The organism is Pontibacter mucosus, from assembly GCF_003054055.1.
Classification (GTDB): Bacteria; Bacteroidota; Bacteroidia; order Cytophagales; family Hymenobacteraceae; genus Pontibacter; species Pontibacter mucosus.
In genome coordinates this window covers 374,841-400,972 of sequence record NZ_QBKI01000001.1, presented here as the reverse complement: position 1 = coordinate 400,972, position 26,132 = coordinate 374,841, and the positions used below count along the sequence as shown (strand labels likewise).

The window sequence follows — 26,132 nt, the reverse complement described above, 5'->3', positions numbered from 1 at the left end:
CTCCTTACCTTACTATCATCACGTAACCTTTAAACATTTTATCCTGACCGTCGCAGAGCTTCACGCGCACCACGTAGAAGTAGGTGCCCTCGCTCAGGTTATCGCCGTCCCAGCTGTTTTTGTAGGACTTGCTGTGGTATACCTGGTTGCCCCAGCGGTTTATAATTGTTACCTCGTTGTCAGGATAGTTGAGGATGTTGCGGATTTCCCACGTATCGTGCGTGCCGTCGTTGTTTGGCGAGAACACGTTCGGGAAGTGCAGCTCGCTGTTCGCAAAAGTAGGGTCAGGAGTATGGTATACCGGCTCGTCGGCACAGCCTCCGTTGCTGGCCACTACCGAGATGCTACCGTTGCCAAAGCCTGCCGTTACCGTGATGCGCGTAGTGCCCTGGCCGGACACGATGCTCCAGCCTGCCGGCACGGTCCAGGTGTAGGTAGTAGCGCCCGGCACCGGATCCACCTCGTAGCTCAGGCCAACGCATGGGGTGCTAAGGTCTCTTATACTTGTAACGCCTTCTGCTGGCATGGCCGCCACGTTCAGGGAAGCCGGCTCTGTGGTACCGCAGCCGTTGGTGCCTTTCACGGTGATAGTTCCCGCTCCCGGGCCCGTTATCACGGTAATCTCTGCCTTGCCCTGGCCGGAAACGATTTGCCAACCCTCGGGCACTGTCCACTCATAAGCTGCCCCCACGGATGGGTTCGGCACGCTGAAGGTAACAGTTGTTCCCGCACATACTTCAGGTGTTCCGACGATGCCGCTTGGCGTGGCCGGCAGGGCAGGGGAAGGTACTACATCCAGTTCAGCTGTTCCGCTAACCTGGCAGCTGTTTTTAGCTGTTACCTTTATTTTGCCTGCGGTTCCATTGGCAATTACCTCGATGGTGCTGGTGTTTTGCCCGGACACGATCACCCAATCCTCTGGTACCTCCCAGAGGTAAGTATCCACGTTGCCTGTAGCTGAGGCCGACACGCTATACGTAGTGGTTACGCCCTGGCAAGGGTTTATTGGGCCAACAGTGATCTCCGGAGTAAGTGGCGCCGTCTGAGACACGACGCTCTTACGGGCTGTACCTCCATTGCCGCAGGCATTCACAGCTGTCACGGTTACCTCGCCCGGCTCAGCGCCTGCTGTTACCGTAATGCTGGTGGTACCCTGGCCGGCTGTGATGTTCCATCCGGCAGGCACCGTCCACTCATAGGCGGTGGCGCCATCAACCGGCTGAATGCTGTACGTTAGCCCAGTGGCTCCCTCGCAGAAGGTTGTAGCCGGACCAGTGATTTCGCCAGGGGCTATCGGGGTGTTGTCTGCCACGTCTACAGCCAGCTTGGCAAGTCCGCTCACGCCGCAGCTGTTGCCGGCCAGTACCGTTACCTCACCGCCGCTCGTGCCTACTTTCACTTCTATGGTTTGCGTACCCTGACCGGAGATGATTTCCCAGCCTGTCGGAACCGTCCAAGTATAAGTAAAGGCTGTGTTGACAGGGGCTATAGTATAGGTGGCGGTGGTGCTGGCACATACCTGGGCTGACCCTGTTATCACTCCCGGTGTGGCAGGAGGGGCTGTGTTCAGGATCAGGTCTCTGGAAATGGTGTCGCTGTCGCCGCAGTCGTTCTTGCTGGTTACGCTGATGGTTCCGGCGTTATTGCCTACTAATACTTTTATACTTGCGGTGCCCTGTCCGGAGATAATGGTCCAGCCTGTTGGCACCTGCCAGAAATAGCCTGAGGCGTTGGAAATCTCCTCCACGTAGAAGGTAGCCTCTGTGCCTTTACATACATCCAGGTTACCAAGTATGGCCGCAGGAGTTGCCGGGGCCGCGTTAGTAGGGGTTACCTGCAGGGTTTGTGCGCCACCCGGTCCGCAGCCGTTTTCAGCTGTTACGCTCACGGTGCCGCCTGTGCCGTTGGTGATGACGCTAACAGTGGTGCCTTTGTTCTCTACTACTTGCCATCCAGCCGGGAAAGACCAGTTATACTGGTACGCTCCCTCTACCGGGTCAATGCTGAACGTATAAGTGCCGCCTGCACAGGTAACGGTGTTACCGGTGATTGGGCCTGGCATGGCCGGCACCTCAGAAGTCATGATAGCCGTCAGCTGAGACTCCCCGGTTACACCGCAGGCATTCTGAGCTCTAACAGAAATGATGGTTGGTGCGGAACCCGCGTTTACCACAATGCTGGTCGTACCCTGGCCGGATACAATTTCCCAACCTGCGCCATTGCCAACCGACCAGATATAGTTCGTAGCAAAGGCTACGGGCTCTATGGAGTATGTTACTTGTTTCTGGCCAACACAAACAGAAGGAGGCCCGCTGATGGCACCTGGCTGTTCTGGTGGTGACGGTACTACGGTTACGGTGATGGCCGCTGCAGTACCCTCCCCGCAGTCATTCTCGCCTTTCACAGTTACCTCTCCGGCCGTATCGCCAGCCGTTACAGTGATTTTTGATGTTCCCTGGCCGGCTGTGATGATCCATCCTGCCGGCACCGTCCAGGTATAAGTGTTCACACCGGCAATCGGTTCCACGCTGAACTCGTAGCCGGCCTGGCCTTCGCATACTTCTCTCGGGCCATGGATCGGCGCCGGAGGAAGCGGAGGCTCTGTCTGAGGCACAACATTCAGCTCACTGGAGGCACCCGTGCCGCAGCCATTTACCGCCGATACGGTTACTTTTCCGCTGTTCGCCCCTGTCTGCACCTCGATGCTGGTGGTGCCCTGGCCTGAGATAATGGTCCAGCCTGTCGGCACTGTCCAGGTGTAAGAGTTTGCTCCTGTTATTGGGTCTATACTATAAGTAGTGGTTCCGCCCACGCAGCCATACTGCGAGCCGGAGATTGGTCCCGGCTGCAGCGGCACATCATCTGCCGGCACTACAGTTAGTCTGCTTGGATCGCTAGGGCCGCAATCGTTCCAGGCCACTACCGTAATGTCTCCACCATTCGCCTTGGCGTTTACAATAATGCTGGACGTACCCTGACCAGACACGATTTCCCATCCGGCAGGCACGGTCCATTCATACCTGGTGGCATTCGGAACCGGCTCTACGGAGTATTTTAAGCCTGTTTGGTTGATACAAGTATTCACGTCGCCGGTTATGGCGCCAGGCGCCGGGCTAGGAGAAGATACCGGCTCTACATGTTTTGTAACAGGCTCGCTTACGCCGCATCCATTCTTGGCCACCACGGCTATGTCAGCGGGGGAGTTGCCCACTTTTACCAACACCTGTCGGGTTCCCTGTCCGGACACTATCGCCCAGCCGGAGCCCTGTGGCGCGGTAATCGTCCAGGTATACTCGGTGGCGGTAGGCACTGCTGGCACCTCATACGGCACGGTGGTGTCCACGCAACCTTGTATGGTACCTATAATTTCTGATGGTGCCAACGGCGATTGGTCATCCACTTGCACATACTTGGTCTGAGGCTCGCTTGAGCCGCAGGCATTTACAGCATGCACCTGTACGTTACCGCTGTTGTCGCCTGGCCTTACCACAATCTCGGTAGTCCCCTGCCCGGAGATAAACTGCCATCCGTTTGGAATTACCCAGTTATAGGAAGTAGCGTTTGCTACGGGAGCGATGCTGAAAGTAGCCTCCTCCAGGCCCTGGCAAATGGCGTCAGGGCCAGTTATAGGCCCAGGCTGGTTTGGTACGTCAGATTGGATGGTTAAATTAATTGTTCTTGAAGGACCAGGCCCACAGTTGTTCCCAGGTGTGACCGTGATCCAGGCAGAGCTGCCAGGGAAGTCTTGATTCCTTGAAACGGTGACCTCTACAGCAAGCGCATCGCTTTCTGTACCAAGCACCCTCAATTCTAACCCATTAGATGCGGTCCACTCGTAATAAGTAGCGCCCGCCACTCTTTCTATTCGAAACGTTAGGACATCACCTCTACATACCTCAGTTGGCCCGCTGATCTCGCTCGTTTCGGAAAGCAGCACGCAGAAATCTACCAGACCAGTATCGTTAGCCCCAACTTCATCTAGATCTTGCCATGTAGCCTTAACTAAGCTGGTCCAAGGGCCTGCTTGATCGGCATGGGCCTCTATTGTTATGGTTACTTCTTCCTGATACTTTAGCTCGGAAACAATTATGGTGCTACTGCTAGCATCATAAGAGGTTCTTTCCGGCATCGAAGAAGAATATCCCGTCCGCGTACCGATTAACTGACCCAGCGGAACCTTCACATTGGGAGCATTTACGGGACCGTTGTTCCGAACTTTTACTATATAAGTTAATTTTTCACCGAAGGCGTACTTATCATCCCCGCTTGCGCTGGGAAGCATAGTAAGTGTGGTAGCTAAATCTGCAGGATGGTTCAAGGTAATGTTTTCGATGTCGATATTCGCCCCTTGACTCGGAGCCGCTATTCGCCCTCTTAATCGGGCTCCATACTTCATCGTGACATTACCCTTCGTGAAGATATTACCTCTGGCTGATCCTCCGCTATTTATTGTGACGTTCCCATCAACCAACCAATACAGGTTAATACCTACGGCATTCTTCAATTCATATTTCTCTACCTGCCCTACGGTTAAATCTCCTTTTACCCTGATGATAAATACAGGATTTGAAACTGAACCACCATCTAGTTTTAATATTGCTCCATCACCTAGCGTCGCCGATCCATTGATGTCGTGCACTCCTGGTGTAATGGTTACCCCATTTAAGCTGCCACTTGGAATAGTGCCTGAAGCCTGCAGACCGTCTATGTAAGCAATAGCTGCCAGTGCATCAGTTACAGCCTGCTTTGCAAGTGCATCACTTTGATGAACTCCGCGCACCGCAACGCCCTCGCCTGCACCAGTACCGAAGCCAGTTACATTACCATTCGCCACACCTACTTTGCCTTGAACAACAGTCCTAGTGTTTTCAGTAGTGGAAACAGTGTTAGTTATCTTATTTGATGCCAAGGCGCCAAACTCATACATAGCACCAAGCGTGGGCGCCGTCTGGGCAACGGCCCCGGCAGCAAACACGCAAAAGCACACTATCAGGAGTATGACTTTTTCTAACCAGCTTACCATTCAGTTATTCGTAAAATTTCTTTATATTTTCCTCGCTTAAGGTGAAACATTGAGTTGTGCTGCGGCATCCAACATTGTACTAAACCAACTGCTTCTGAACAGCTTTCCTCTTTGAGTCAATTTTTCAGGTGCAATAATAGACTATAAAAATTACATTGAAAAATTATTAAATCAGCATTTTATACTGATCAATTACAGTACAACTAAAATTTCACATTTTTTTGTACAATACAAGTTTTGCTCAAAAGTTTAAATATTTTCATTCCCAAACAATATAACTACATATGTATAATCCTATATTATGCACATATTCAGGCCTAATCATCCTTAAATATACTAATCACGAAAGTATTACTTTTTAAATTTCGAGGGCGCAAATTAGAGTGAGGCCACTATATAACATTCCATATAGCGGCTCTTCGGCAGAGGTTTGCTTGCCGGATAGAATAAAACAAAGGCGCCCGGGCAACTGCGACTACAGCTGTCCGGGCGCCTTTCAAAGGGGGCATTGATGGGGTCAGGCTATACTTACCATACCCACTGTGGGCAGATGATGCGCCTGTCGTTTAGCAGTTTGAACCCCAGCACTACCTCATGGGTGCCTGCGCTCACTTTGTTGAGGTCGGAGGTGGTAAAATCGTAGGAGTAGGAGAGGTCGAGCAGCGGGCTGATGTATACACCCACCATAGCAGTCAGGGCGTCGTTGTGGCGATAGGCACCGCCTACCCAAAAGCGCTCAGCGTACATCACCCGCAGGCTGGCGTCTATAGAGGTGGGACTGGGGTCGGCCATTTTCACCATAACGGAAGGGATGACGTCTATACTTTCGGTGGGCTCCAGGCGGTAGCTAGCCGTAATGAAGTAGTGCCGCTGCAGGGGCAGTGTGGCCTCGTTGCTTCTGTCTGCGTTAAAGCTGCCGGCATCTTCCAGCAGCTGCGCCCCCGCCACACCAACCGAGAAGTTGCGCGAGTAGAGCCACAGCCCCAGGTTGAGATCCAGCACGGTATTATTGATGTTGCCTCCGGCCAGCAGCGGGTCGTTATCATTCGAAAAATCAAGGTCGCTGGCGTTGATGGCGTTGCGGATGAGGCCAGTGGACACGCCCCCGGACAGATTTATACTTGTGGTGAGCGGCAGGTGATAGGCATAGGACACACTAAGCCCCGTGCGGCGCAGCGGCCCGGTTTTGTCGGTGTGCAAAATGGCCCCCACCCCATGGTGCGCCAGCGCCTTGTGGTACCTGTTGCTGGCAGCCCCCTTGTTTAGCGGCGTGTGCGCAGACAAATAATAGGTGGTCGGTGCCCCCTCAATACCCACCCACTGCCTGCGATGGCTCAGCCTGATGTCGGCGTAGTCTTCTATACCAGAAATAGCCGGGTTGAGCAGGTAGTTGTTGATCATGTACTGGCTGTGCTGCGGACGCTGTTGTGCCGCAGCCTGCATTGCCACAGCCATTAACGAAAGTATAAGTATAAACGGCTTGGTCATGTCTTAACGGATAATGGTCACGTTCCCGGAAAGCGGCTCCTCGTTGGTGCTGCGCAGGTAGATGAGGTAGTAGTAGGTGGCCACCGGCAGCTCCTTGCCATTATAGGTACCATCCCACGGCACGCCATACCCCTTGGAGCTGAAGACTTTGTTGCCCCAGCGGTTGAACACCTCCACCCGCATGTCCGGGTAATTCTCATAGTTCTTGATCTCCCATACCTCGTTCACATTGTCGCCATTCGGAGAGAAGGCATTGGGCACCTCGACAGCCGGGATTACCTCCACTGTTACGCTGGCTGTGTCGGTACAGCCTTCAGCCGTGGTTACAGTTACAGTATAGGTAGTGGTTTCCTCAGGCCGGGCAATCGGGTTCTGCAGTGTCGGGTCGTTCAGGCCGGTGGCGGGCTCCCAGAGGTAGGTTGCCCCACCAGAGCCACGCAGCTCCACCGGCTGCCCCTGAATGATGGTTACATCTTCGCCTGCGCCCGCCTCTGCGGTTACCACCGTTACCGTGGCCGGGGTGCGGACGGCGCTGGCGCATTGCTGGTTATTCACGGCCTCCACGTAGTAGGTGGCGGATTGCGTCACGTTATCCACCGGGAACTCTGCCCCGATAAATACAGGATTGCCTCCGGAGGAAGCAGTATACCACCTGTACTCCAGGCCATTGGCATTGTTAACCGCCAGCGTAACCGACTCACCGAAGCAGGCGGTGGCATTGCTGACTGTCAGCGTTGGAGCCTCGGGCAGCGGAAGCACGCTTATATTTACCACGTTGGAGGTATCAGAACAAGTACCGGAGAAAACGATCCTACGATACCAGGTATCGCGCAGCAAGGCTCCTGGCTGGTAATTTTGCCCTGTATTCGTTCCGGAAGCCTCTACAAAGCCCATATCAGGCCCCGTGGTGCTGCTCTCCCACAAGTAAGTATACCCTCCGGCACCGTCTGTGGGCAGGCTCCCGTTAATCTGCGGCGGCTCCTGCGCCTGGCAGGCACTGGGTTGTGTGGCGGTGATGGTATTGTTTCGCAGGGCAGGCGCTACCCGAATCTCCAGCACCGCCGAAGTGTCGGCACCGCAGGAGGCAGAGGTCACCACACGCCGGAACCAGGTCGTGGTCGTGAGATTGCCTGCCGAGTAGTTTTGCCCGTTGTTGGTTCCGGCAGCGGCCCTGAAACCGGTAGCAGGCCCCGTGTTGCTGCTCTGCCACAGGAAAGTATAACTGCCGCTGCCACCCGTTGGCTCTGTGCCGTTTAGTATGGAGGGAGCCGTACCGATACACACCTGCGTCTGCTCGGCGCTGATCTCGTTGTTCTCCAGCCTTGGGAAAACCCTGATCCGGATGGCTTCGGAGTAGGAAGTACAACCCGCCGAGGTGACTGCCCTGCGGAACCAGGTATCGCCCTGCCGCAGCGCACCCGCTGGTATGGTATAGTTCACGTCGTCGTTGGTGCCGGGAGCTGCCGCAAAGCCTTCGTCGGGGCTTGTCGTGCTCACCTCCCACAGGAAAGTATAGGGCCTGCCACCGCCGCCAGTAGGCTCAGAACCGATGAGTTCTCCGGGTGTATCGCCCTCGCATATTTCAGTAGGCTCTGCGCTGATGGTATTGGCACTGGCGGGCACGGGCTCCACTGCAATGATGGACACTGCCTCACTGATGTTCTCGGCACAGCTTCCGGAGAATACCACGCGCCGGAACCAGGTATTGCCCGAGACCGCCTGAGTAGGAGTATAGTCTTTGGTGTTGTTTGTGCCAGGAGCCGGCGTAAAACCTGTGGTAGGACTGGTGGTGCTTATCTCCCAGCGGTAACGTGGCGGCGCACCCGGGGCTCCGCCCGTAGGGGTAGAACCGGTTATGGTTGGCGGTACCGCCCCAATACACAGACTGCCTACCTGCCCCCCCTGCAGCTCAATGGTATTGTCCGCAATGGCCGGGACTACGGTGATGGGAATAGGTGTAAAGTCGCTGATACAGATAACGCTGTTAGCCGTGTCTATGGCTGCTACATAGAACGTGATATCGCCTGTTAAAGAAGGCGTGGTAAACGAAGGGCCTGTGGACAGAGGCGTGGCGTTGGGGTCGTTGGTATCGAACCAGGCGAAGATTGGCCCCGGTCCGGATGGCGTGAGCTCGACCATATCGCCTTCGCAGGCCGTGATGGGTGTTTGTATGATAGGTGCTGCGGGTTGCTGCAATATAACCACCTCCTGCACCGGCGCCGGCTGCCCCTGGTAAATGGCGTTGGAGCTACCGCACTCGTTTATCGCCTCCAGCGACACGGTATACCTACCCGGTTGCGTAAACTGGTGCCTGTACTGGAACACATCAGAATTAAAGGTGCGCGTGGTGCTGACAGGGCCGGTAATGGTCAGCCTGACGGTGATGTTCTCCCCCAGGTTTTTATCGACAAACAAGCCGCCGCCAACCCCTCCTCCGGGACCGCTGCTGCTATAGTCTATTTCGGTAGGGCCGCACACGGTTACGCTAGGCGGCAGCTGCACCTGCGGCCAGCCTACTACAATGCCCTGCGAGGTCGTATCCGAGTCGCAGCCGTTAGTCACGATTTGCTCAATAGTATATACGCCCGACTGCGTGAACCGTATACTTGGTTCTGCCGAGGCAGAGTCGCCGGTTTCGAAAGTCCAGCCCTGCGCCGGCTGTATGGACCACTTATAGGACAAGCCTCCTCCTGTGGCGCTGTCAGCCAGGGTGACGATAATGGGCACACAGGGCGGTTGCTGTGCCTCGTCCACCCGTTTCTTTTCGGCAATGGAGAAGTTGGCCTTGGGCTCCTTGCTCACGTTGAAATCCTGTGTAAAGGTTACCTCGCAACCGTTGCCGGCAATGGCCCGGATGGTAATCGGAAAAGTACCGATGGTATCATAAGCTGTCGGGTTGGAGACAGGGAAGTCGCCGCGGCTGTACTGCTGCTCCGGGTCCCCGTTTCCCCAATTCACAAAGTAGGTGCGGATATCAGAGAGATAGGGCTCTGCCACCTCGTTGTTGATTTTAGCAAAGACCTCTATTTCACTATCCTCTATAGTATCCGGCAAGCATACCTGAAAATTGGTCTCCTCTGAGAAGCTGATTTCCGGGAGGCTGTTGATCGTAATCGTTTGACGCACGGTATCGGAGTTACAACCCAGCGCGTTGGAGGCAAAGGCGCTTACCTCAAAATCCACATCTCCCACACCAGTTGAAGTATACGTGTGCTTTACCTCCGGACCGCGGGCAGTGGCCCCATCCCCGAATAACCAAGTATAAGTTACATTTGGATCTGGCACGTTTACCGAGAAGGTGAGCTCCTGGCCGGAGCAGATGGGGTTGGCAGCGGTAGGCGTGGGCGTCACGATAAAGCCAGGGGAGGTAGGCTTGGGGTTTACAGTTATCAGGCGTTGGCTGGAAGTGTTCGTGTCGCAGGTGCTTCCGGAAACCCGCACCTGATAGGCGCCGGACGCTGTTACCTGAAGCGTTCGGCCGTTTTGGTTAGGCAGATCGGTACCATCTTTTATCCATTGATAATTAAACCCTTCAGGCGCAATTAGCTCAGTAGTTTCTCCCTCACAAAGCAGTGTTCGCCCGTTTACGGTAATCGTGGTAGGACAGCTCTGTGCCCGGCCAGTGTGACTAAGTACCAAGAGCAAGAGGAGCAAACCAGGAAACAAATGCCTTTTCAACAGAAGGTGCATCAAGATAGTAGTTAAGGGTGATCTATAGGCTCAGCGTTTTTGTATTACGAAAATCATATATATTAAGATACACAAGCGTGGCCCGGTATCGGCCCAACTATACAATGGGCGAGGGAGAAAAAAGGCACAGGAGCAACCGCAGCGGGAAACAGAGGCCACGCCGCCCTTTACCTCTAGTGCCAAACTCTTTAAAAGGTTACAACACTTCTTTGCTTTTTATAAACCTTAAAAGTATAACGGATTGATAGTGTGAAAATTGCGAACCATGGGCAGACGTTAGAAATGCTGGTTGTTTTCCAGAGCGAGTACTGTGCTTAAAAAAAGCGCCCGGCACGTTTCAGTACCGGGCGCTTTTGCTGCCTTGCAGTAAGACCACTAGCTCACTACTTTTTCCTGCTCTTCCGCTGCAACAGCCACTTCCTCTTCTTTCCTGCCTCTGAACCTCTTCCAAAGCGCGCTGCCTAACCCAACTGCTGCCACGGCTATAATTTTCCAGAACTTCAGGATCATCGTAAAGAAGCCCACTTTTGTGAGCACCTTACCAGCCACAAGGCCCCCGATAGTCCAGCTAGCCACTTCGTCAATATCCGGGTTAAAATCGAAGTAACTGTGCCCCTGCTCAAAGGCAACACTGCTCGTAATCAGCGGAATATTCTGTTTCACCGCCGGCAGGCTCTCCATGTTGGCGATGGCATTCAGCATCAAGACGCCTCTGCGTCCCAATATCCGGATGTTGTAGTTCAGGGTGTTTGTCTCTGACTCTCCAAATTTCAGCTCCTTGGCCCAGTGCAGAATCTTGCTTTCCTTGTCATAGTAGGGGCTCGAGGCCCAGCCAATAAGCTGAATTTCCTCGTAGCCGTTGGCCAGGCGCTCTTTGCTGGCGGCCAGCATGTCCTCCTGCATCGAGGCCAGCAGCTCGGTGTAATCAATATCCTCTGCGTCCTTGTCCTCAACATAGCCGATCTCGTCGAACTCAATGTCGAACACCCATACGTCGTCGTCCAACACGCCTTTGTCTTTGGGAACAAGCATGCCCATCGTTGTGCCAGTGGCGGGGTTCCCCCAAAGCTCTGTCAGCACATACTCTGATTGATCCGCATCCAGGTACTTAAAGCCCTCCGGCACCTTAATCTTAGCCAGGCCGTCCCCCAGCGATATCTCGCCATACTGGTAGTTCAGGGAGTTCTCGATTTCCTGAATCTGCAGCTGCAGGGAATCAGTTTGGGCATACGAAGCGAAGGCGCACAGGAAGAGCGCCAGAAAAGTGTAAAGTTGTTTCATAAAAATGTTGTAAAAGGGTTGGATTGATAATTTAACGAGAGGCTACCTAAAAAATACAAGTATGGCTGCTGTACAAGCCACAGTACCATCAACATAGTACAGCCTATCGCAAGATGAAGTATAAAATAGAGTGCAATATACTGGATACTATATATAGTTACAGCTTGCGGTTAAAATATAATTTCGGGGGTTATACTTTGTGGGTGTGGTTTATACTTCAGAGTCAAGATGGAGGGGATGTACCATCAAAGTATAAAAAAAACAAAAGGCCTGACTCATTTCTGAATCAGGCCTTTCTCTGAGGTAGCGGGGACAGGACTCGAACCTGTGACCTTTGGGTTATGAGCCCAACGAGCTACCAACTGCTCCACCCCGCACTGTTATGATGATGCAAAAGTATACTAAATATATTTGCCAAGCAAGTATGTGTACCCAAAAACACCGAAAATGTTCGGCTTTTTCTAAAATTTACTTGTTATGCCAAAGTGTATCTTGGAATACTTGAATGACAGCGGCTGTTGCGCTGATTGCCCCAGCGAGTAGACGAGCTGGAAGATACCCGCGCCTGTGCTAAAGCTGATACCCGCGCCTACACCGAAGGGATAATCCTCGGCCGAACTTTGCTCCAAATCTCTCCGGTAATATCCCTGGTCGTAAAACAGGAGGGCATAAGAATCGGAGTCTGTGAAGAGGCGGTATTCCAGCGTGCCCACGGCGTAGCTGGAGGCATAGAAAAAGTAATCGTCGAAGCCGCGGATAGAGGAGAGGCCCCCGAGGCGGTACATATCGTTCAGAAAAATCTGGTCGTTCAGGATGGCCTCGCCGCGCAACCTTGCCAGCAGGGAGCTGTTCTTGCTCAGCCGCAGGAAGTTCTCCAGCCGCAGGCCCAGGCTCAGCTGGGAGGTCTTCATGTCGAGCGTGTCATAAAAGCTTTTCTCCAGTTCGGCACTTCGGAGCAGCTTTTTGGTGCCTGCCGCAAACTGCAGCTCCAGCAGCCTGCCCCGGCGCGGGAAGTAAAAGTCGTCCAGGTTATTCCACAGGTAGTTGAGGCCGTAGGTGGTGGTCTGGGCGTCGGCCAGGTCGAGCTGCTGCAGCCGCTGCGGGCTTACCTCCGAGAGCAAGCGCGAGTTCCGCCACTCAGTAAACACACTGAACTTGCCATACTTTAACGTATAGTAGCCTACCTGCAGGCGCGGCTGCACCGTGATGAACGTGGAGTCTTGCTTGAGCAGGCTGAACTTGGTGCCCACCTCAAACGGGCTACCCAGGAAGTTGGGGTGCAGGTACTCCCCGTTAAGCACCACGGAGCCTGCGCTTACCCGCCGCCACTGCAGCCCCAGCTGTTTGCCCGAGCCCCTGATGTTGCGGATGTTCAGGTTTGCCTCGCCGGTTATCAGCAGCTTGCCCTCCCGGTTCGGGTCTGGCAGAAAGCCTACCACGCCATCAATCTGGTTGGCCTGCCTGTCTTCCAGGAAATAGTACACTTTGGCCTTGTCGCTGGTGAAGCGCACCTGTGCCGGCTGCGTCGATTTGATGTAGGGCAGCTGCGTGAGCATGCGCTCAGAGGCATTTATCTGGTCCTGGTTGTAGAGCTGGCCGGGCAAGAGCTGCAGGTAGCGCATCAGAAACTTAGGCTGTGTTTTGGATTTGCCCACAATTTCCAGCGTGTCGTAGGTTACGGCAAAGGCCTTCTCCACCATCAGCGTAGCCGATACTTTGTTCCCCTCTATATTGACCGAGTCGAGCCATACCTGGGCGAAAGGATAGCCGTTGCGCTCGGCGTAGTTCAGCAGGCGTTGCTGCAGCTTCACAAACTCGGCCGGCCGAAAGGGCACGTTGTGGTAAAACTTCTCCCGGAAACCGGCTTCCACCAGCAGGCCTTCGCCCAGGTTGCCGTTGCGCAGCTGCGCCCAGGCAAAAGGCTGGCCTACATGAAGTTTCACGTGGAGCGTATCGGGGCCAAAGTATAAACTGTCGGCTGAGGCAAGCAGGTAGGCGTCCTGCTGCAGCCTGTACACCAGCGCCCGCACCTCCTTCACCGCCTCGGCCGAGTCGGGCAGGGCCTGCCGGAAGTTATACTGCCGCAGCACCTGCGCCCCCTCCTTGTCGGAGGCCTTTACCGAAAGCTGCACCCTGGCCGTCCGCTCCGGCTGTTTCTCCTCCGGCTTCTTGACCTGCTTCTGCGCGGTTGTATCAGGCTGCGCCCCCTGCGCGCGCACCTGCCCCGGCCACAACAGGGGCAGCAGCAGGCAAAGCAGGAAGGCAGCTATTTTGTACATTTGTGCGGTTGAACTGTTAGAGGGCTAAATTGTTAAAGGGATGGATGTATGGTGAAACAACTGCGCCCGGTTTATACTTCATGCCTGCAAAGGTAAAAGCTTCCGGTATACTTTATACTTTGGGGGAGGCACAGTTTACAGACCATCAACAATTTAACCACCCATCAATTTAACGATTTATACTTTGTCCGGCATCTACTTACATATTCCGTTCTGCAAACAGGCCTGCCATTACTGCGACTTCCACTTCAGCACCTCCATGGGCCACAAGGAAGCCACTATACAGGCCATCGCCCGCGAGCTGGAGCTGCGCCGGAACTACCTGCAGGGGCAGGAGGTAAAGACCATTTACTTTGGGGGCGGCACCCCGTCGCTGCTGACACAGGCAGAACTGCAACTTTTGCTAGAAACCATAAAAGGCTTGTTTATAGTTTCGGAGGATGCGGAAATAACCCTGGAGGCCAACCCCGACGACCTGAAGCCGGAAAAGCTGCAGGAGCTGAGGGCTGCCGGCATCAACCGTTTAAGTATAGGCCTGCAGTCGTTTCATGAGCCGCACCTGCGCCTGATGAACCGCGCCCACAACGCCACCGAAAGCCTGCAGTGCGTAAAGGATGCCCAGGCCGCCGGCTTCGACAACATCACCGTGGATCTAATTTATGGCATTCCGGCCCCGGACCATAGCATCTGGCTAAACGACCTGGAAACCCTTTTCTCGCTTAACGTGCAGCACGTTTCCTGCTATGCCCTCACCATAGAGCCCGACACGGCGCTGGGCCGCTGGAGCAAGAAAGGCAAGTTTAAACCATCCGAAGACGACTTTACGGCGCAGCAATTTGAGTTGCTGCTGGCGCAGATGGCACAGCACGGCTTCGTGCAGTACGAGATCTCCAACTTCTGCCAGCCGGGCTATGAGTCGAGGCACAACAGCAACTACTGGCGCGGCGTGCATTACCTGGGCGTGGGGCCGAGCGCGCACTCGTTTAATGGCCACAGCCGGCAGTACAACGTGGCCAACAACCGCAAGTATACCGCAGCCATCAGCGAAAGTATAATTCCGGCCGAAATAGAGGAGCTTACGCTAGCCGACCAGGCCAACGATTACCTGCTGACCACGCTGCGCACCACCTGGGGCTGTGATTTAGCTGTGCTGCGCGATAAGTATGCGTACGACGTGCAGGCATCCCACGAAGTATACCTGCAGGAGCTGCAGCAGAAGGGTCTGGCAAGTATAGCGGCTAATGTTTTATACCTGACGGACAAAGGCAAGCTGCTTGCCGACCAGATTACGCTGGACCTGATGCTGGAGTAGCATGCCTTCTGCCGCCCGGGGAGGGAATGTGGCTGCCACCTGATTTTGGGTGTTCCGTATTTAGCAGATAGGGGTAGCCTCACTTTAAAGCTTTAGGAACCATGTTGCAAACAATTTATCTATCAGATTATCTCAAAATTGAGGCCGATGATGCGCAGGCCTACCTCAGGGCGGAATGGCTGGGGGATGTAGACAATGAGCAGTTTGTGCTTGAGGCAATGAAAGCCCATGCAATTGTCACCGCCAGGAAACCTGAGAAAACGCTGGTAAACGCGCAGCAGGCACCCAGCGTTAGTTCCAAAACCAAGGACTGGCTTGCGAACATCTACTATGATTTGTATAGCCACACGCCTGTAAAAAAGATGGCGCGGGTACTGCCAGAGAACATCTTCAGAAGACTGACACTAGCCTCTGTCCTCTCCCGCGTCAACGCAACCACCGAACTTACCTACGAAATCCGCGACTTTTCCTCCGAAGAGGAAGCTGTTCGCTGGTTACTGGAAGACTAGCAACGAGTATACTTTCAGCGCCCCAAAGCATAGCCGCCATCAGTGAAGGGATTATACCTTCTGAAGCAGGGGAACCCTGCCTGCCCGTCCAGAACGCACCGAAGCTGCTGATGAAGCAGCAGCTTAGCCGTCACTTAAGTTAACTGGCTCCGTATCAACATGTAGCCATACACCGAAACACAAGCGCTCATGCTGCAGTTACGAACGGTTTTCCTCTCAGATGATTTTAAGATAGAGGCTGACGATGCGCTTGCGCTGGTCAGAACGGAGTGGCTGCGCCCGGTGGAAGACGAGCAGTTTGTGGTAGAGTCCATGAGGTCGCATGCGATTGTCACCTCCAGGAAAGCGGAGAAAATGCTGATGAATGCACAAAACGTGTCCGTTATCAGCCCTAAAACAAAGGACTGGCTCTCCAACATCTACTACGATCTGTTCTCCCATACTTCCCTTAAAAAAATGGCCCGCGTGATGCCCGATGACCTGTTCAAAAAGCTGGCCATGGTGTCGGTGGTAACCAGAGCAGATGCTGCAGAAGAGCTTACCTACGAGATTCAGGATTTTGAGTCGGAAGAGGAGGCTGTTAGCTGGCTGCTGGAAGAGTAAGGAACGCACATTTTAAGGGTGGGAACAGAAGCCTCTCCGGATTTTCTGCTATACTTGCCAAAAGCCTGCGCACGAACCTATGGAAGCCACCATCACTTACCACAACCAAACCTATACTTTTAACCTGCTGCTGCCGCTGGACATTTCGATGCCGCTGCACGACCGCCAGCCGCAGCCGGAGTGCTTCTGGGCCGAGCCGGTAGCTTTTGATGTTATCCGGGTGGGGGATTTTGTGGGCTCGGTGGCAGAGGGCGGCAGCACCAACTACAAGCGCGTGCACCTGACACCGCACGGCAACGGCACCCACACCGAGTGCTACGGCCATATCTCCGCTGACGAGAACGCCACCATTCACCATTGCCTGAAACGCTTCCTGTTTGTGGCCCAGCTGATAACCGTGCAACCCCAAAAGCAGGAAAACGGGGATGAGGTAGTGCTGCTGGAGGATGTGCGAAAGCAACTGCAACGTATAAAACCCGAAGCCGTTATACTTCGCACTTTGCCAAACTCCGACGACAAGCTCACCCACCACTACTCCGGCACCAACCCTCCATATTTAGAGCATACCATCGGCCAGTATCTGGCCGAGGAAGAGGTGCAGCATCTACTCTTAGACCTGCCCTCCGTAGACCGGGAGCTGGACGAGGGAAAGCTCTTGTGCCACCACGCCTTCTGGCAGTACCCGGAGAACACCCGCTGCGGCGCCACCATTACCGAGCTCATCTATGTGCCGGATTACATTGCAGACGGTTTATACTTGCTCAACCTGCAGATTGCCAGCCTGCAGCTAGACGCCAGCCCCAGCAAACCCATACTTTATACTTTGTCGCCTGCAATTAGGGCACTGTAGCCTATGGCAAGTATAAAACAGACCACCGATACCATTCTGATGACGGAGCCGACTAACTTCTGCTACAACCCCGCTGCCGCTGTCACCAACAAGTTCCAAAGAGAGGCCGAAGAGATGGCGCCAGCAGAAGTGCAGGCCAGGGCGCTTCAGGAGTTCCGACAGCTGGTGCGGCAACTGCAGCAGGCGGGTGTGGAGGTAAACGTAATTCAGGATGTGGAGAACTCCTGCACTCCGGATTCTATCTTTCCAAATAACTGGCTCTCCACCCACCAAAGCGGCCGGTTGGTAACCTACCCCATGGCACCCGTTAACCGCCGCGGAGAGCGCCGCCAGGATGTGGTCAACTTCCTGGCGCGCAAGTATGGCTATCGGGAGCACGTACGGCTGGAGCACTTCGAAGATAAACCTGAGTCGAAGTTCCTGGAAGGCACCGGCAGCATGGTTCTGGACCGGGTGCATCGAATTGCCTACGCCGCCTTATCGCCCAGAACAGAGCAAGAGCCGCTGCAGGAGTTCTGCGACAGGCTAAAGTATAAACCGTATATTTTTCAGGCTTACGGCCCAACCGGTGAGCCGATCTACCATACGAATGTCATGCTCTGCATCGGCGATACTTTTGCCGTAACGAGTATGGATGTGGTGAATGCTACAGACCGGGAGAAGCTGCGCAGGCAACTGGAGAGTACCGGCAAGGAGCTCATCGAGCTTACCGCCAGCCAAATTCACAACCATTACGCCGGGAACATGCTGCAACTGCGTAATCGGCAAAACGAGAGTATACTGGTCATGTCAGAAGCGGCTTATACTTCGCTAACAGACGAGCAGCTGGAGAAACTCAAAAAACACAGCGACCACCTGCTGCACTCTCCGATACACCTGATAGAGCATTGCGGCGGTGGCAGCGTGCGCTGCATGATTGCCGAGATCTTCAAGCCCACACAAGTATAAATGACCGCGATGCAGATACGTGCCCTGGCGCCTGGTGAACCGTTGCCGGTGCCGTTGCTCCTGCTCGCCGACCCCAGCGAGGAGCTTATACTTTCCTACATCCATCAGAGCCATACTTTTGTGGCGGAAAAGGCAGGAGCGATAGTGGGCGTGCTGGTACTACAACCACAAGGCCAGCTAGCCGAGATCAGAAACGTGGCCGTGGATGCGCAGCACCAGGGGCAGGGGATTGGCAGAAAGCTAGTGGAGTTTGCTGTTGCTTGGGCAAGAGAACAAAGTATAAAACAACTGCTGGTGTGCACCGGCAACAGTTCCTTACCGGCCCTGGCGCTTTACCAGCGCTGCGGCTTTAGGGTAGCAAGTATAGACAAAGGATATTTCCTGCGCACCTACCCGGAGCCAATTTTTGAAAACGGCCTGCCATGCACCGACCGGATAAAGTTAAGGCTGGAGCTACAGCCCCAGCCTTAGGTAGTTTAGTTGTTTAAGGTGTACATGCTAAAAGAGCGCTTCGGCCACTTTTCTGACCGAGTCTGATTTGCCCATGGAGTAGTAGTGCAGGCACGGCACCCCGAACTCCATCAGCTCTTTTGATTGTTGGATCGCCCACTCCACGCCCACTTGCGCTGCGGCTTTGTTATCCGGGCAGTCCTCAATGGCCTCGGCCAGGGCGCAGGGAATCTCGATGTGGAACAGGCTCGGCAGCAAGGTCAGCTGCGTTTTGGTAGTCATCGGCTTCAGCCCCGGGATGATCGGCACTGTGATACCTTCTTCGCGGCAGCGGTTCACAAAGTCAAAGTACTTCTGGTTATCGAAAAACATCTGCGTTACGATGTAATCCGCGCCCAGCTCTATTTTCTTCTTCAGCCAGCGCAGGTCCGATTTCATGTTCGGTGCCTCGAAGTGCTTTTCAGGGTAACCGGCTACCCCGATGCAGAAGTCCGTGCCGTTGTGATAGGCCTGCTCGTCATCCAGGTAAACGCCATTGTTCATGTTCGCTACCTGCTCAATCAGCTCGGTGGCGTAGTTGTGGCCGCCGGGCTCCGGCACAAAGCGCTGCTCACTTTTCACACAATCGCCACGCAGCGCCAGCACATTGTCTATCCCCAGAAAGTGCAGGTCTATCAGCGCGTTCTCGGTTTCCTCCTTGTTAAAGCCCCCGCAAATCAGGTGCGGCACGGTGTCTACCCGGTAGTGGTTCTGTATGGCCGCGCAAATCCCTACCGTGCCGGGGCGCTTGCGTGTGGTGCGCTTCTCCAGCAACCCGTTTTCGCGCTGCTTGTACACGTACTCCTCGCGGTGGTAGGTCACGTCGATAAACGGTGGCTTAAACTCCATTAAAGGGTCGATGTGGTTGAACAGGGTTTTCATGTTCTCGCCCTTCAGCGGCGGCAGTATTTCAAAGGTGAAGAGCGTTTTGCCGTTCGCGTTTTTGAAGTGGTCTGTAACTTTCAAGTTATGTCGATATTAAATTGCCTAACTTTTGACTTGTTGGTTTTACCGGGTCCAACCACCCCTAACCCCTCAGAGCTACTCTTGCTACCTTCGAACTCACGTTCTCATTAGTCTAAGGAAGGAAACTTGTTACTACTTTAGCAACCGTACAAGCTTCATGGCTTCTGCTTAACCTCCCTTCCCGCAAGATCCTTTCAGGATGACAAAAGAAAAGGGTTAGTGTAAGCTCCCTCTCCTGTTTTTAGGAGAGGGCCGGGGTGAGGTTAACCGGCTTTGGCTCGTAGTTGAGGTTTGGCGAGAGCCAGCGCTCCAGCTCCTCTTTGGTCATGCCTTTGCGCTGCGCGATGTCGGCTACCTGGTCTTCGCCAATCTTTCCAAGCCCAAAGTACTTAGACTCCGGATGCGAGAAGTATAAACCACTCACCGATGCCGCCGGGTACATGGCCAGGTTCTCGGTAAGTATAATCCCCGACTCCCTTTCTGCATCCAGCAGGTTAAACAGCGTGATTTTTTCGGTATGATCCGGGCAGCCCGGGTAACCTGGTGCCGGCCGGATGCCTTTATACTGCTCTTTAATCAGGTCTTCGTTGGTCAGGTCTTCCTCCGGTGCGTAGCCCCACAACTCTTTCCTAACCTTGGCGTGCATCAGTTCGGCAAAGGCCTCTGCCAGCCTGTCGGCCAGGGCTTTTACCATGATGGATTTATAGTCGTCGTGCTCGGCTTCATACTTTTCCAGCAACTTCTCAATGCCAAACCCCGCCGACACCACAAAGCCACCAATATAATCCTGAACGCCGGTTTCCTTTGGCGCTACAAAATCAGAGAAGGCCAGGTTTGGCACGTTCGCGCCCTTCTTGCCCTGCTGCCGCAAGGTATGGAATTCGGTCAGCACGTTTCCACGTGAATCATCGGCGTATACTTCAATTGTGTCGTCGGCCGCCACGTTGGCAGGATAGAAACCCACTATCGCGCGCGCTTCCAGCAACTGCTTGTCCACGATTTCCTGCAGCATTTGCTGTGCATCATTAAACAGCTTTGTTGCCTCGGTGCCCAACTCCGGATCGCTCAAAATCCGTGGATACTGGCGCTTCAGCTCCCAGGTATGGAAGAACGGCGTCCAGTCGATGTAGGGCACAATCTCTGCGAGCGGGAAGTTGTGGTATACTTTCTTGCCGATAAAGCTTGGCTTGGTTGGCTTCGTAGCGTTCCAATCCACTTTATACTTGTTGGCGCGGGCTTCTTCTATCGTGGCAAAAGCGCGGTCTTTGGTGCGGCCCAGGTGGTCTGCGCGCAGCTTCTCATACTCTGCCTTTATTTCGGCAATGTAGCTATCGCGCTCGCTGCTCAGCAGGCTGCTGACCACCGTTACGCTTCTGGAGGCATCGTGCACGTGTATAACCGGCCCGCTATACTGCGGCGCAATCTTTACGGCGGTATGCACCCTGGAAGTGGTGGCGCCCCCAATCAGCAGCGGAATCTTCATGCCGCGGCGTTCCATTTCCTGCGCCACGTATACCATCTCGTCCAGCGACGGCGTGATCAGGCCGCTCAGGCCGATGATATCCACCTTGTGCGCCTCGGCCTCTGACAGGATCTTATCCAGCGGCACCATCACGCCCAAATCTATCACCTCGTAGTTGTTGCAGGCCAGCACCACGCCCACGATGTTTTTACCAATGTCGTGCACGTCGCCTTTCACGGTGGCCATCAGAATAGTACCCGCCGTGGACTTGGATGTATCGGAAGCGAGCTTCTCCTTCTCCATGAACGGCAACAGGTAAGCCACTGACTTCTTCATCACGCGGGCGCTCTTTACTACCTGCGGCAAAAACATCTTGCCGGCACCGAATAAATCACCTACTACACCCATGCCTGCCATCAGCGGCCCCTCAATTACGTCCAGCGTTTTAGTTGCCTTCTGACGGGCCTCCTCGGTGTCTTCTTCAATGAAATCAACAATGCCTTTCACCAGCGCATGCTCCAGTCGTGCTTCTACCGGAGCCTCGCGCCAGGCAGTATCGGCTGCTGTGGCTGCTTTGCCTTTGCCTTTTACGGTTTCAGCGTAAGTTACCAGTTTCTCGGTGGCATCCGGGTGGCGGTTAAAGATCACATCCTCTATCAGGTCGCGCAGCTCCACCGGGATTTCGCTGTACACGCCCAACATACCCGCGTTCACGATGCCCATGTCCATACCCGCCTGCACGGCATAGTATAAAAACACGGTATGCATCGCCTCGCGCACCACATCGTTGCCGCGGAAGGAGAAGGACAAGTTGCTCACCCCGCCACTGACCTGCGCGTGCGGCAGGTTGGCCTTTATCCATTTCACTACCTCAATGTAATCTACCGCGTAGTTGTTGTGCTCTTCTATGCCGGTGGCAATAGCCAGGATGTTCGGGTCGAAGATGATGTCCTGCGGCGGGAAGCCCACCTCGTCTACCAGGATGCGGTAGGAACGTTCGCAGATCTCTTTTCTGCGTTCCAGCGTATCGGCCTGGCCTGTTTCGTCAAACGCCATCACCACCACGGCGGCACCATACTGGCGTACTTTCCTCGCAAGCGTCTTAAAGGCTTCCTCGCCTTCTTTCAGGCTGATGGAGTTCACTATACTTTTTCCCTGCACACACTTGAGTCCGGCCTCAATCACGCTCCACTTCGAGGAGTCGATCATGATCGGCAGCTTGGCGATATCAGGCTCGGAGGCAATCAGGTTTAGGAAGTTGGTCATGGCCTGCTCCGAGTCAAGCATGCCTTCGTCCATGTTCACGTCGATGATCTGCGCGCCGCCTTCTACCTGCTGACGAGCAACGGCAAGCGCCTCTTCGAACTGGCCATTCACAATCAGGCGGGCAAACATCTTGGAGCCGGTCACGTTGGTGCGCTCGCCTACGTTCACGAAAAGCGTATCGGAGGTGATGGTGAGGGGCTCGAGGCCGCTGTAGCGTGGGAGAGGGGCAACCGGGGAGGGAGCGTGTGGTTTATACTTGCGCACTAGCTCTGCAATAACCTTAACGTGCGCGGGCGTGGTGCCGCAGCAACCACCCAGTATGTTTACCAGTCCTTCCTTCAGGTACTCCTCCACGATAGCCCCCATTTGCTGGGCCGTCTCGTCGTAGCCGCCGAAAGCGTTTGGTAAACCAGCGTTCGGGTAGGCGCTGATGTAGCAGTCAGAGATGCGCGAAAGCTCCTGGATGTGCGTCTTCAGCTGCCGGGCGCCCAGGGCGCAGTTAAAGCCCACGCTAAGTATAGGCGCATGCGAGATGGAGTTCCAGAAAGCCTCCACGGTTTGGCCTGATAACGTACGGCCACTGGCATCAGTAATAGTTCCGGATACCATGATGGGCAGTTCTTTGCCGCCGTTGTTCACAAACTCCTGAATGGCAAAAAGGGCCGCCTTGCAGTTGAGTGTATCGAACACCGTTTCCACTAACAGTATATCCGCACCGCCCTCTACCAGGCCGCGCACCTGCTCGTAGTAGGCTTCCACCAGTTGGTCGAAGGTGATGGCGCGATAGCCGGGGTTGTTCACATCCGGGGAAAGGGAGGCCGTGCGGTTCGTGGGACCGATGGCGCCGGCCACGAAACGCTTGTGGGCTGGGTCTTTGGCCTCCGCCTCATCTGCCGCCTCCCGCGCAATCCTGGCCGACTCGTAGTTAAGCTCGTACACCAGGTGTTCCAGTTTATAATCGGCCATAGCAATGCTCGTGCCGCTGAAGGTGTTGGTTTCGATAATATCGGCGCCAGCCTCCAGGTACTCGGTATGAATGGCTTTGATTACATCCGGGCGGGTGATGGAAAGCAAGTCGTTATTGCCTTTCAGGTCGGATGGGTGATCTTTAAAGCGCTCGCCACGGAAATCGGCCTCGGTAAGCTGGTAACGCTGAATCATGGTGCCCATGGCGCCATCGAGCACGAGCACGCGCTCCTGCAGCAAAGTATAAATCGGATGTGTTTTGGTCATGGCTGGTGTTCCCCTTCTCTGTATAAGTCTCTCGCATAACTTATCAAGAAGGACACCTAAGGCAGGAGCAATCTTATCTTCCCTGGCAATGCGCCAGGAGGGAGTTAGCACCAAGCTTTATACATGGTTGCTAAGACGTCGTCGGGCCCTATCCCTCAGTCTTTCTTGATAAGAGAATGCAAATATACAGGTTATCCGCAGAAAATAAAGTTTTGTTGCGCCTGCAGGGGCATACTTTGTATACGAGCAGCCTTAAAATGCGAAAAGGGACGCTAATGCATCCCTTTTCTAGAAGAGGTTTAATTTTTTAACTATAACCTCTTTGTCTTCTTATACGCCAGTGATTTTTGATGGTTGCTGTTTCTTTAAATTTAATAAAAAAAGGGACGCCGGCATGGCATCCCTTTTTTTATCTATCAGCAAGGCTTAAAACTAAGCTTCTGCCTCTACTTTAGGAATTACAGAAACGTAAGAACGGTTTTTCACGCTCTTTCTGAATTCTACAACGCCGTCAACCAATGCAAACAACGTATGGTCTTTGCCTATACCCACGTTTTTGCCTGGGTGGTGAGCAGTACCTCTTTGTCTTACAATGATGTTACCAGCAATAATCTCCTGGCCACCGTAAATCTTAACACCCAGTCGTTTAGAGTGCGACTCGCGGCCGTTATTGGAACTACCAACGCCTTTTTTGTGTGCCATTTTCTTTTAACTATTTAATTGGGTTAGTTACCTATCCCAAAAGGTTCTACGATTAATTTCTTCTTACTACTTAACCAATGCTTTCGATAAGAACTTTGGTATACTGCTGGCGGTGACCGCGAGACTTCTTATACCCTTTTCTACGCTTCTTCTTGAAAACAAATACCTTGTCGCCTTTGGCCTCACCCAGGATTTTGCCGGTAACTTTGATACCGTCCACGAAAGGAGCACCAACGGTGATTGTGCCGTTGTCGTCAGTTAGAAGAACATTGGTGAACTCTACGGCGTCACCCTCATTGCCGGAAAGCTTGTTAGCGTAGATGAACTTACCGCTCTCTACCTTGGTCTGTTGACCTGCGATTTCTACAATTGCGTACATCAGCTTCAATGTATGTTTAAAAATATTTAGTCCGCAAAAGTACGGCTTCATTTTGATATTTGCAATGGCTTGTATAACAAATTGTTCCCCGTTATACTTGCCTTACCCAGGTATGTGGAAAAGCATGTGCATATCCACATATAGAACTATGCGCTTCTCCAAGTATTCGCATAAACAGTTTTACCTCAGTCGCTTAACGCATAATCCCGCTTTTACACTTTTCCACAATGCAGCTGAGAGCAACCGTACATCTATAGCGCCACTCCTTATTATGTAAAAACTTAACATGCGTCTTTACACTCGTTTCACCATATTTACACAGGCAAATGAGCCAACGCAGCATGCATTTGTATCCTGCCCGCATGATATTTACCTATACTAATATCATCGATAATATATATATGTTGAAATGAATGTGGATAACCATGTTGGTTACACTTAAAAACGGCCTTTGCAGCGCTGTAGAGGGTTGTGCATAAATTGAACAACTTTCGCCCCGCAAATCAAGTTCATTTCTATATATTTGAAGTCAGGATATTACACGGGAGTCGACCGGCTTCCCGGCTTAGCCAGAATTTTAACGGGGTGTTTTCTAAGCTAAAAGCTAGCTTACCCCTTCAATCAATAAAACACTTATTTAAAAGATTATGGAGCCAATACTGAAAGAGAACCCAAACCGCTTTGTACTGTTCCCAATACAGCATGATGAGGTGTGGCAGATGTATAAGAAGGCGGAGGCCAGTTTCTGGACAGCCGAGGAGATTGATCTGGGCCAAGATCTGAAGGATTGGGAAGGCCTTAACGATGGCGAGCGCCATTTCATCAGCCACGTGCTGGCGTTCTTTGCAGCCTCTGATGGCATCGTGAACGAGAACCTGGCTATCAACTTCATGAACGAAGTGCAGATACCGGAGGCACGCTGCTTCTATGGTTTCCAGATCATGATGGAGAACATCCACGCCGAAACATACTCGCTGCTTATTGACACTTATATAAAGAAGCAAAGCGAGAAGGACTTCCTGTTCAACGCGCTGGAGAACGTGCCTGCCGTGAAGAAAAAAGGGGAGTGGGCGCTGCGCTGGATCGAGAGCGAAAACTTTACCGAGCGTCTGGTTGCCTTTGCTGCCGTGGAGGGTATTTTCTTCTCCGGCTCGTTCTGCTCCATCTTCTGGATGAAGAAGCGCGGCCTCATGCCAGGCCTGACCTTCTCCAACGAACTCATCTCCAGAGACGAAGGCCTGCACTGCGACTTTGCCTGCCTGCTCTACTCTATGCTGCAGAACAAGCTGCCACAGGAGCGCGTGCACGAGATTATCCGCGATGCGGTGAGCATTGAGCAGGAGTTCGTAACCGACGCCTTGCCGGTGGACCTGATCGGCATGAACGCCAAGCTGATGAGCCAGTACATCGAGTTTGTGGCCGATCGCCTGCTGGTGTCGCTGGGCTACAGCAAGATCTACAACTCCACGAACCCATTCGATTTTATGGAGATGATCTCGCTGCAAGGCAAGACCAACTTCTTCGAAAAGCGCGTGGGCGAGTACCAGAAAGCTGGTGTGCTGAGCGACAAAGACAAAAACGTTTTTAGCCTGGACGAAGACTTTTAAGATTAAATAAACCTTTGTAAGTTTAGGTGGCCAAAGGGAGAAAGC

Annotated in this window: 16 protein-coding genes, 1 tRNA gene and 1 riboswitch; of the genes, 7 read left to right on the top strand and 10 right to left on the bottom strand. The window is 53.6% G+C overall.

Translation table 11 applies throughout. The annotated features are described in order from the left end of the window. Positions 1 to 4: 4 nt before the first annotated feature. From C8N40_RS01800 to C8N40_RS01775, 6 genes are all read right to left on the bottom strand, one after another. Positions 5 to 4,927 carry a T9SS type B sorting domain-containing protein gene (locus C8N40_RS01800; protein WP_425440651.1) on the bottom strand — a complete coding sequence of 1,641 codons (4,923 nt, stop codon included), beginning with the start codon at positions 4,925 to 4,927 and terminating at the stop codon, positions 5 to 7. 624 nt (positions 4,928 to 5,551) lie between these two features. After that, positions 5,552 to 6,511, bottom strand: coding sequence for a PorP/SprF family type IX secretion system membrane protein (locus tag C8N40_RS01795; protein WP_108210081.1), 960 nt, complete (start codon positions 6,509 to 6,511; stop codon positions 5,552 to 5,554). A gap of 3 nt (positions 6,512 to 6,514) precedes the next feature. Continuing rightward, complete coding sequence (locus C8N40_RS01790; RefSeq protein ID WP_245904948.1) at positions 6,515 to 10,150, bottom strand: Ig-like domain-containing protein; 3,636 nt, start codon at positions 10,148 to 10,150, stop codon at positions 6,515 to 6,517. Between the two features lie 426 nt (positions 10,151 to 10,576). Beyond that, positions 10,577 to 11,482 carry a DUF2167 domain-containing protein gene (locus C8N40_RS01785; RefSeq protein ID WP_108210079.1) on the bottom strand — a complete coding sequence of 302 codons (906 nt, stop codon included), beginning with the start codon at positions 11,480 to 11,482 and terminating at the stop codon, positions 10,577 to 10,579. A 304-nt stretch (positions 11,483 to 11,786) separates the two neighbouring features. Beyond that, positions 11,787 to 11,859, bottom strand: a tRNA-Met gene (locus tag C8N40_RS01780). 84 nt (positions 11,860 to 11,943) lie between these two features. Next, positions 11,944 to 13,761, bottom strand: a complete 1,818-nt coding sequence (locus C8N40_RS01775; protein ID WP_108210078.1) for a BamA/OMP85 family outer membrane protein — start codon at positions 13,759 to 13,761, stop codon at positions 11,944 to 11,946. A 184-nt stretch (positions 13,762 to 13,945) separates the two neighbouring features. Here C8N40_RS01775 and hemW point away from each other — a divergent pair, with 184 nt between their 5' ends. The 6 genes from hemW (at position 13,946) to C8N40_RS01745 (ending at position 18,454) form a co-directional block, all read left to right on the top strand. After that, complete coding sequence (gene hemW / locus C8N40_RS01770; RefSeq protein WP_108210077.1) at positions 13,946 to 15,073, top strand: radical SAM family heme chaperone HemW; 1,128 nt, start codon at positions 13,946 to 13,948, stop codon at positions 15,071 to 15,073. Between the two features lie 101 nt (positions 15,074 to 15,174). Next, positions 15,175 to 15,582 carry a hypothetical protein gene (locus C8N40_RS01765; protein ID WP_108210076.1) on the top strand — a complete coding sequence of 136 codons (408 nt, stop codon included), beginning with the start codon at positions 15,175 to 15,177 and terminating at the stop codon, positions 15,580 to 15,582. Positions 15,583 to 15,771: 189 nt separating this feature from the next. Continuing rightward, a complete protein-coding gene (locus C8N40_RS01760) occupies positions 15,772 to 16,185 on the top strand; it encodes a hypothetical protein (protein ID WP_108210075.1) in 414 nt (137 codons plus the stop codon). A 79-nt stretch (positions 16,186 to 16,264) separates the two neighbouring features. Further along, on the top strand, positions 16,265 to 17,035 hold the full coding sequence (locus tag C8N40_RS01755) for a cyclase family protein (RefSeq protein WP_108210074.1): 771 nt from the start codon (positions 16,265 to 16,267) through the stop codon (positions 17,033 to 17,035). A gap of 3 nt (positions 17,036 to 17,038) precedes the next feature. Continuing rightward, a complete protein-coding gene (gene ctlX / locus C8N40_RS01750) occupies positions 17,039 to 17,983 on the top strand; it encodes a citrulline utilization hydrolase CtlX (RefSeq protein WP_245904946.1) in 945 nt (314 codons plus the stop codon). Then, entirely contained in the window at positions 17,984 to 18,454 is a 471-nt protein-coding gene (locus tag C8N40_RS01745) for a GNAT family N-acetyltransferase (RefSeq protein WP_211318024.1), read from the top strand. Between the two features lie 27 nt (positions 18,455 to 18,481). Here the strand turns inward: C8N40_RS01745 and metF are convergent, their stop codons facing one another. The 4 genes from metF to rplU form a co-directional block, all read right to left on the bottom strand. Further along, on the bottom strand, positions 18,482 to 19,438 hold the full coding sequence (gene metF / locus C8N40_RS01740; RefSeq protein WP_108210073.1) for a methylenetetrahydrofolate reductase [NAD(P)H]: 957 nt from the start codon (positions 19,436 to 19,438) through the stop codon (positions 18,482 to 18,484). Positions 19,439 to 19,679: 241 nt separating this feature from the next. Beyond that, complete coding sequence (gene metH, locus C8N40_RS01735; protein WP_108210072.1) at positions 19,680 to 23,399, bottom strand: methionine synthase; 3,720 nt, start codon at positions 23,397 to 23,399, stop codon at positions 19,680 to 19,682. A gap of 70 nt (positions 23,400 to 23,469) precedes the next feature. Next, positions 23,470 to 23,574, bottom strand: a riboswitch (SAM riboswitch). 257 nt (positions 23,575 to 23,831) lie between these two features. Then, positions 23,832 to 24,101 (bottom strand): 50S ribosomal protein L27, encoded by a 270-nt coding sequence (rpmA, locus tag C8N40_RS01730; protein ID WP_108210071.1) that lies wholly within the window; start codon positions 24,099 to 24,101, stop codon positions 23,832 to 23,834. Positions 24,102 to 24,171: 70 nt separating this feature from the next. After that, complete coding sequence (gene rplU, locus C8N40_RS01725) at positions 24,172 to 24,480, bottom strand: 50S ribosomal protein L21 (protein ID WP_092101475.1); 309 nt, start codon at positions 24,478 to 24,480, stop codon at positions 24,172 to 24,174. A 647-nt stretch (positions 24,481 to 25,127) separates the two neighbouring features. Between rplU and C8N40_RS01720 the strand changes: the two genes are divergently transcribed. Beyond that, positions 25,128 to 26,087, top strand: a complete 960-nt coding sequence (locus C8N40_RS01720) for a ribonucleoside-diphosphate reductase small subunit (RefSeq protein ID WP_108210070.1) — start codon at positions 25,128 to 25,130, stop codon at positions 26,085 to 26,087. Positions 26,088 to 26,132: the final 45 nt, after the last annotated feature.

Coding starts and splice junctions, on each gene's coding strand:
- metH (WP_108210072.1), bottom strand. CDS start 23,399: ATGACCAAAACACATCCGATTTATACTTTGCTGCAGGAGCGCGTGCTC.
- C8N40_RS01765 (WP_108210076.1), top strand. CDS start 15,175: ATGTTGCAAACAATTTATCTATCAGATTATCTCAAAATTGAGGCCGAT.
- rpmA (WP_108210071.1), bottom strand. CDS start 24,101: ATGGCACACAAAAAAGGCGTTGGTAGTTCCAATAACGGCCGCGAGTCG.
- C8N40_RS01785 (WP_108210079.1), bottom strand. CDS start 11,482: ATGAAACAACTTTACACTTTTCTGGCGCTCTTCCTGTGCGCCTTCGCT.
- rplU (WP_092101475.1), bottom strand. CDS start 24,480: ATGTACGCAATTGTAGAAATCGCAGGTCAACAGACCAAGGTAGAGAGC.
- C8N40_RS01720 (WP_108210070.1), top strand. CDS start 25,128: ATGGAGCCAATACTGAAAGAGAACCCAAACCGCTTTGTACTGTTCCCA.
- C8N40_RS01775 (WP_108210078.1), bottom strand. CDS start 13,761: ATGTACAAAATAGCTGCCTTCCTGCTTTGCCTGCTGCTGCCCCTGTTG.
- C8N40_RS01800 (WP_425440651.1), bottom strand. CDS start 4,927: ATGTATGAGTTTGGCGCCTTGGCATCAAATAAGATAACTAACACTGTT.
- ctlX (WP_245904946.1), top strand. CDS start 17,039: ATGGCAAGTATAAAACAGACCACCGATACCATTCTGATGACGGAGCCG.
- C8N40_RS01795 (WP_108210081.1), bottom strand. CDS start 6,511: ATGACCAAGCCGTTTATACTTATACTTTCGTTAATGGCTGTGGCAATG.
- C8N40_RS01755 (WP_108210074.1), top strand. CDS start 16,265: ATGGAAGCCACCATCACTTACCACAACCAAACCTATACTTTTAACCTG.
- C8N40_RS01760 (WP_108210075.1), top strand. CDS start 15,772: ATGCTGCAGTTACGAACGGTTTTCCTCTCAGATGATTTTAAGATAGAG.
- C8N40_RS01745 (WP_211318024.1), top strand. CDS start 17,984: ATGACCGCGATGCAGATACGTGCCCTGGCGCCTGGTGAACCGTTGCCG.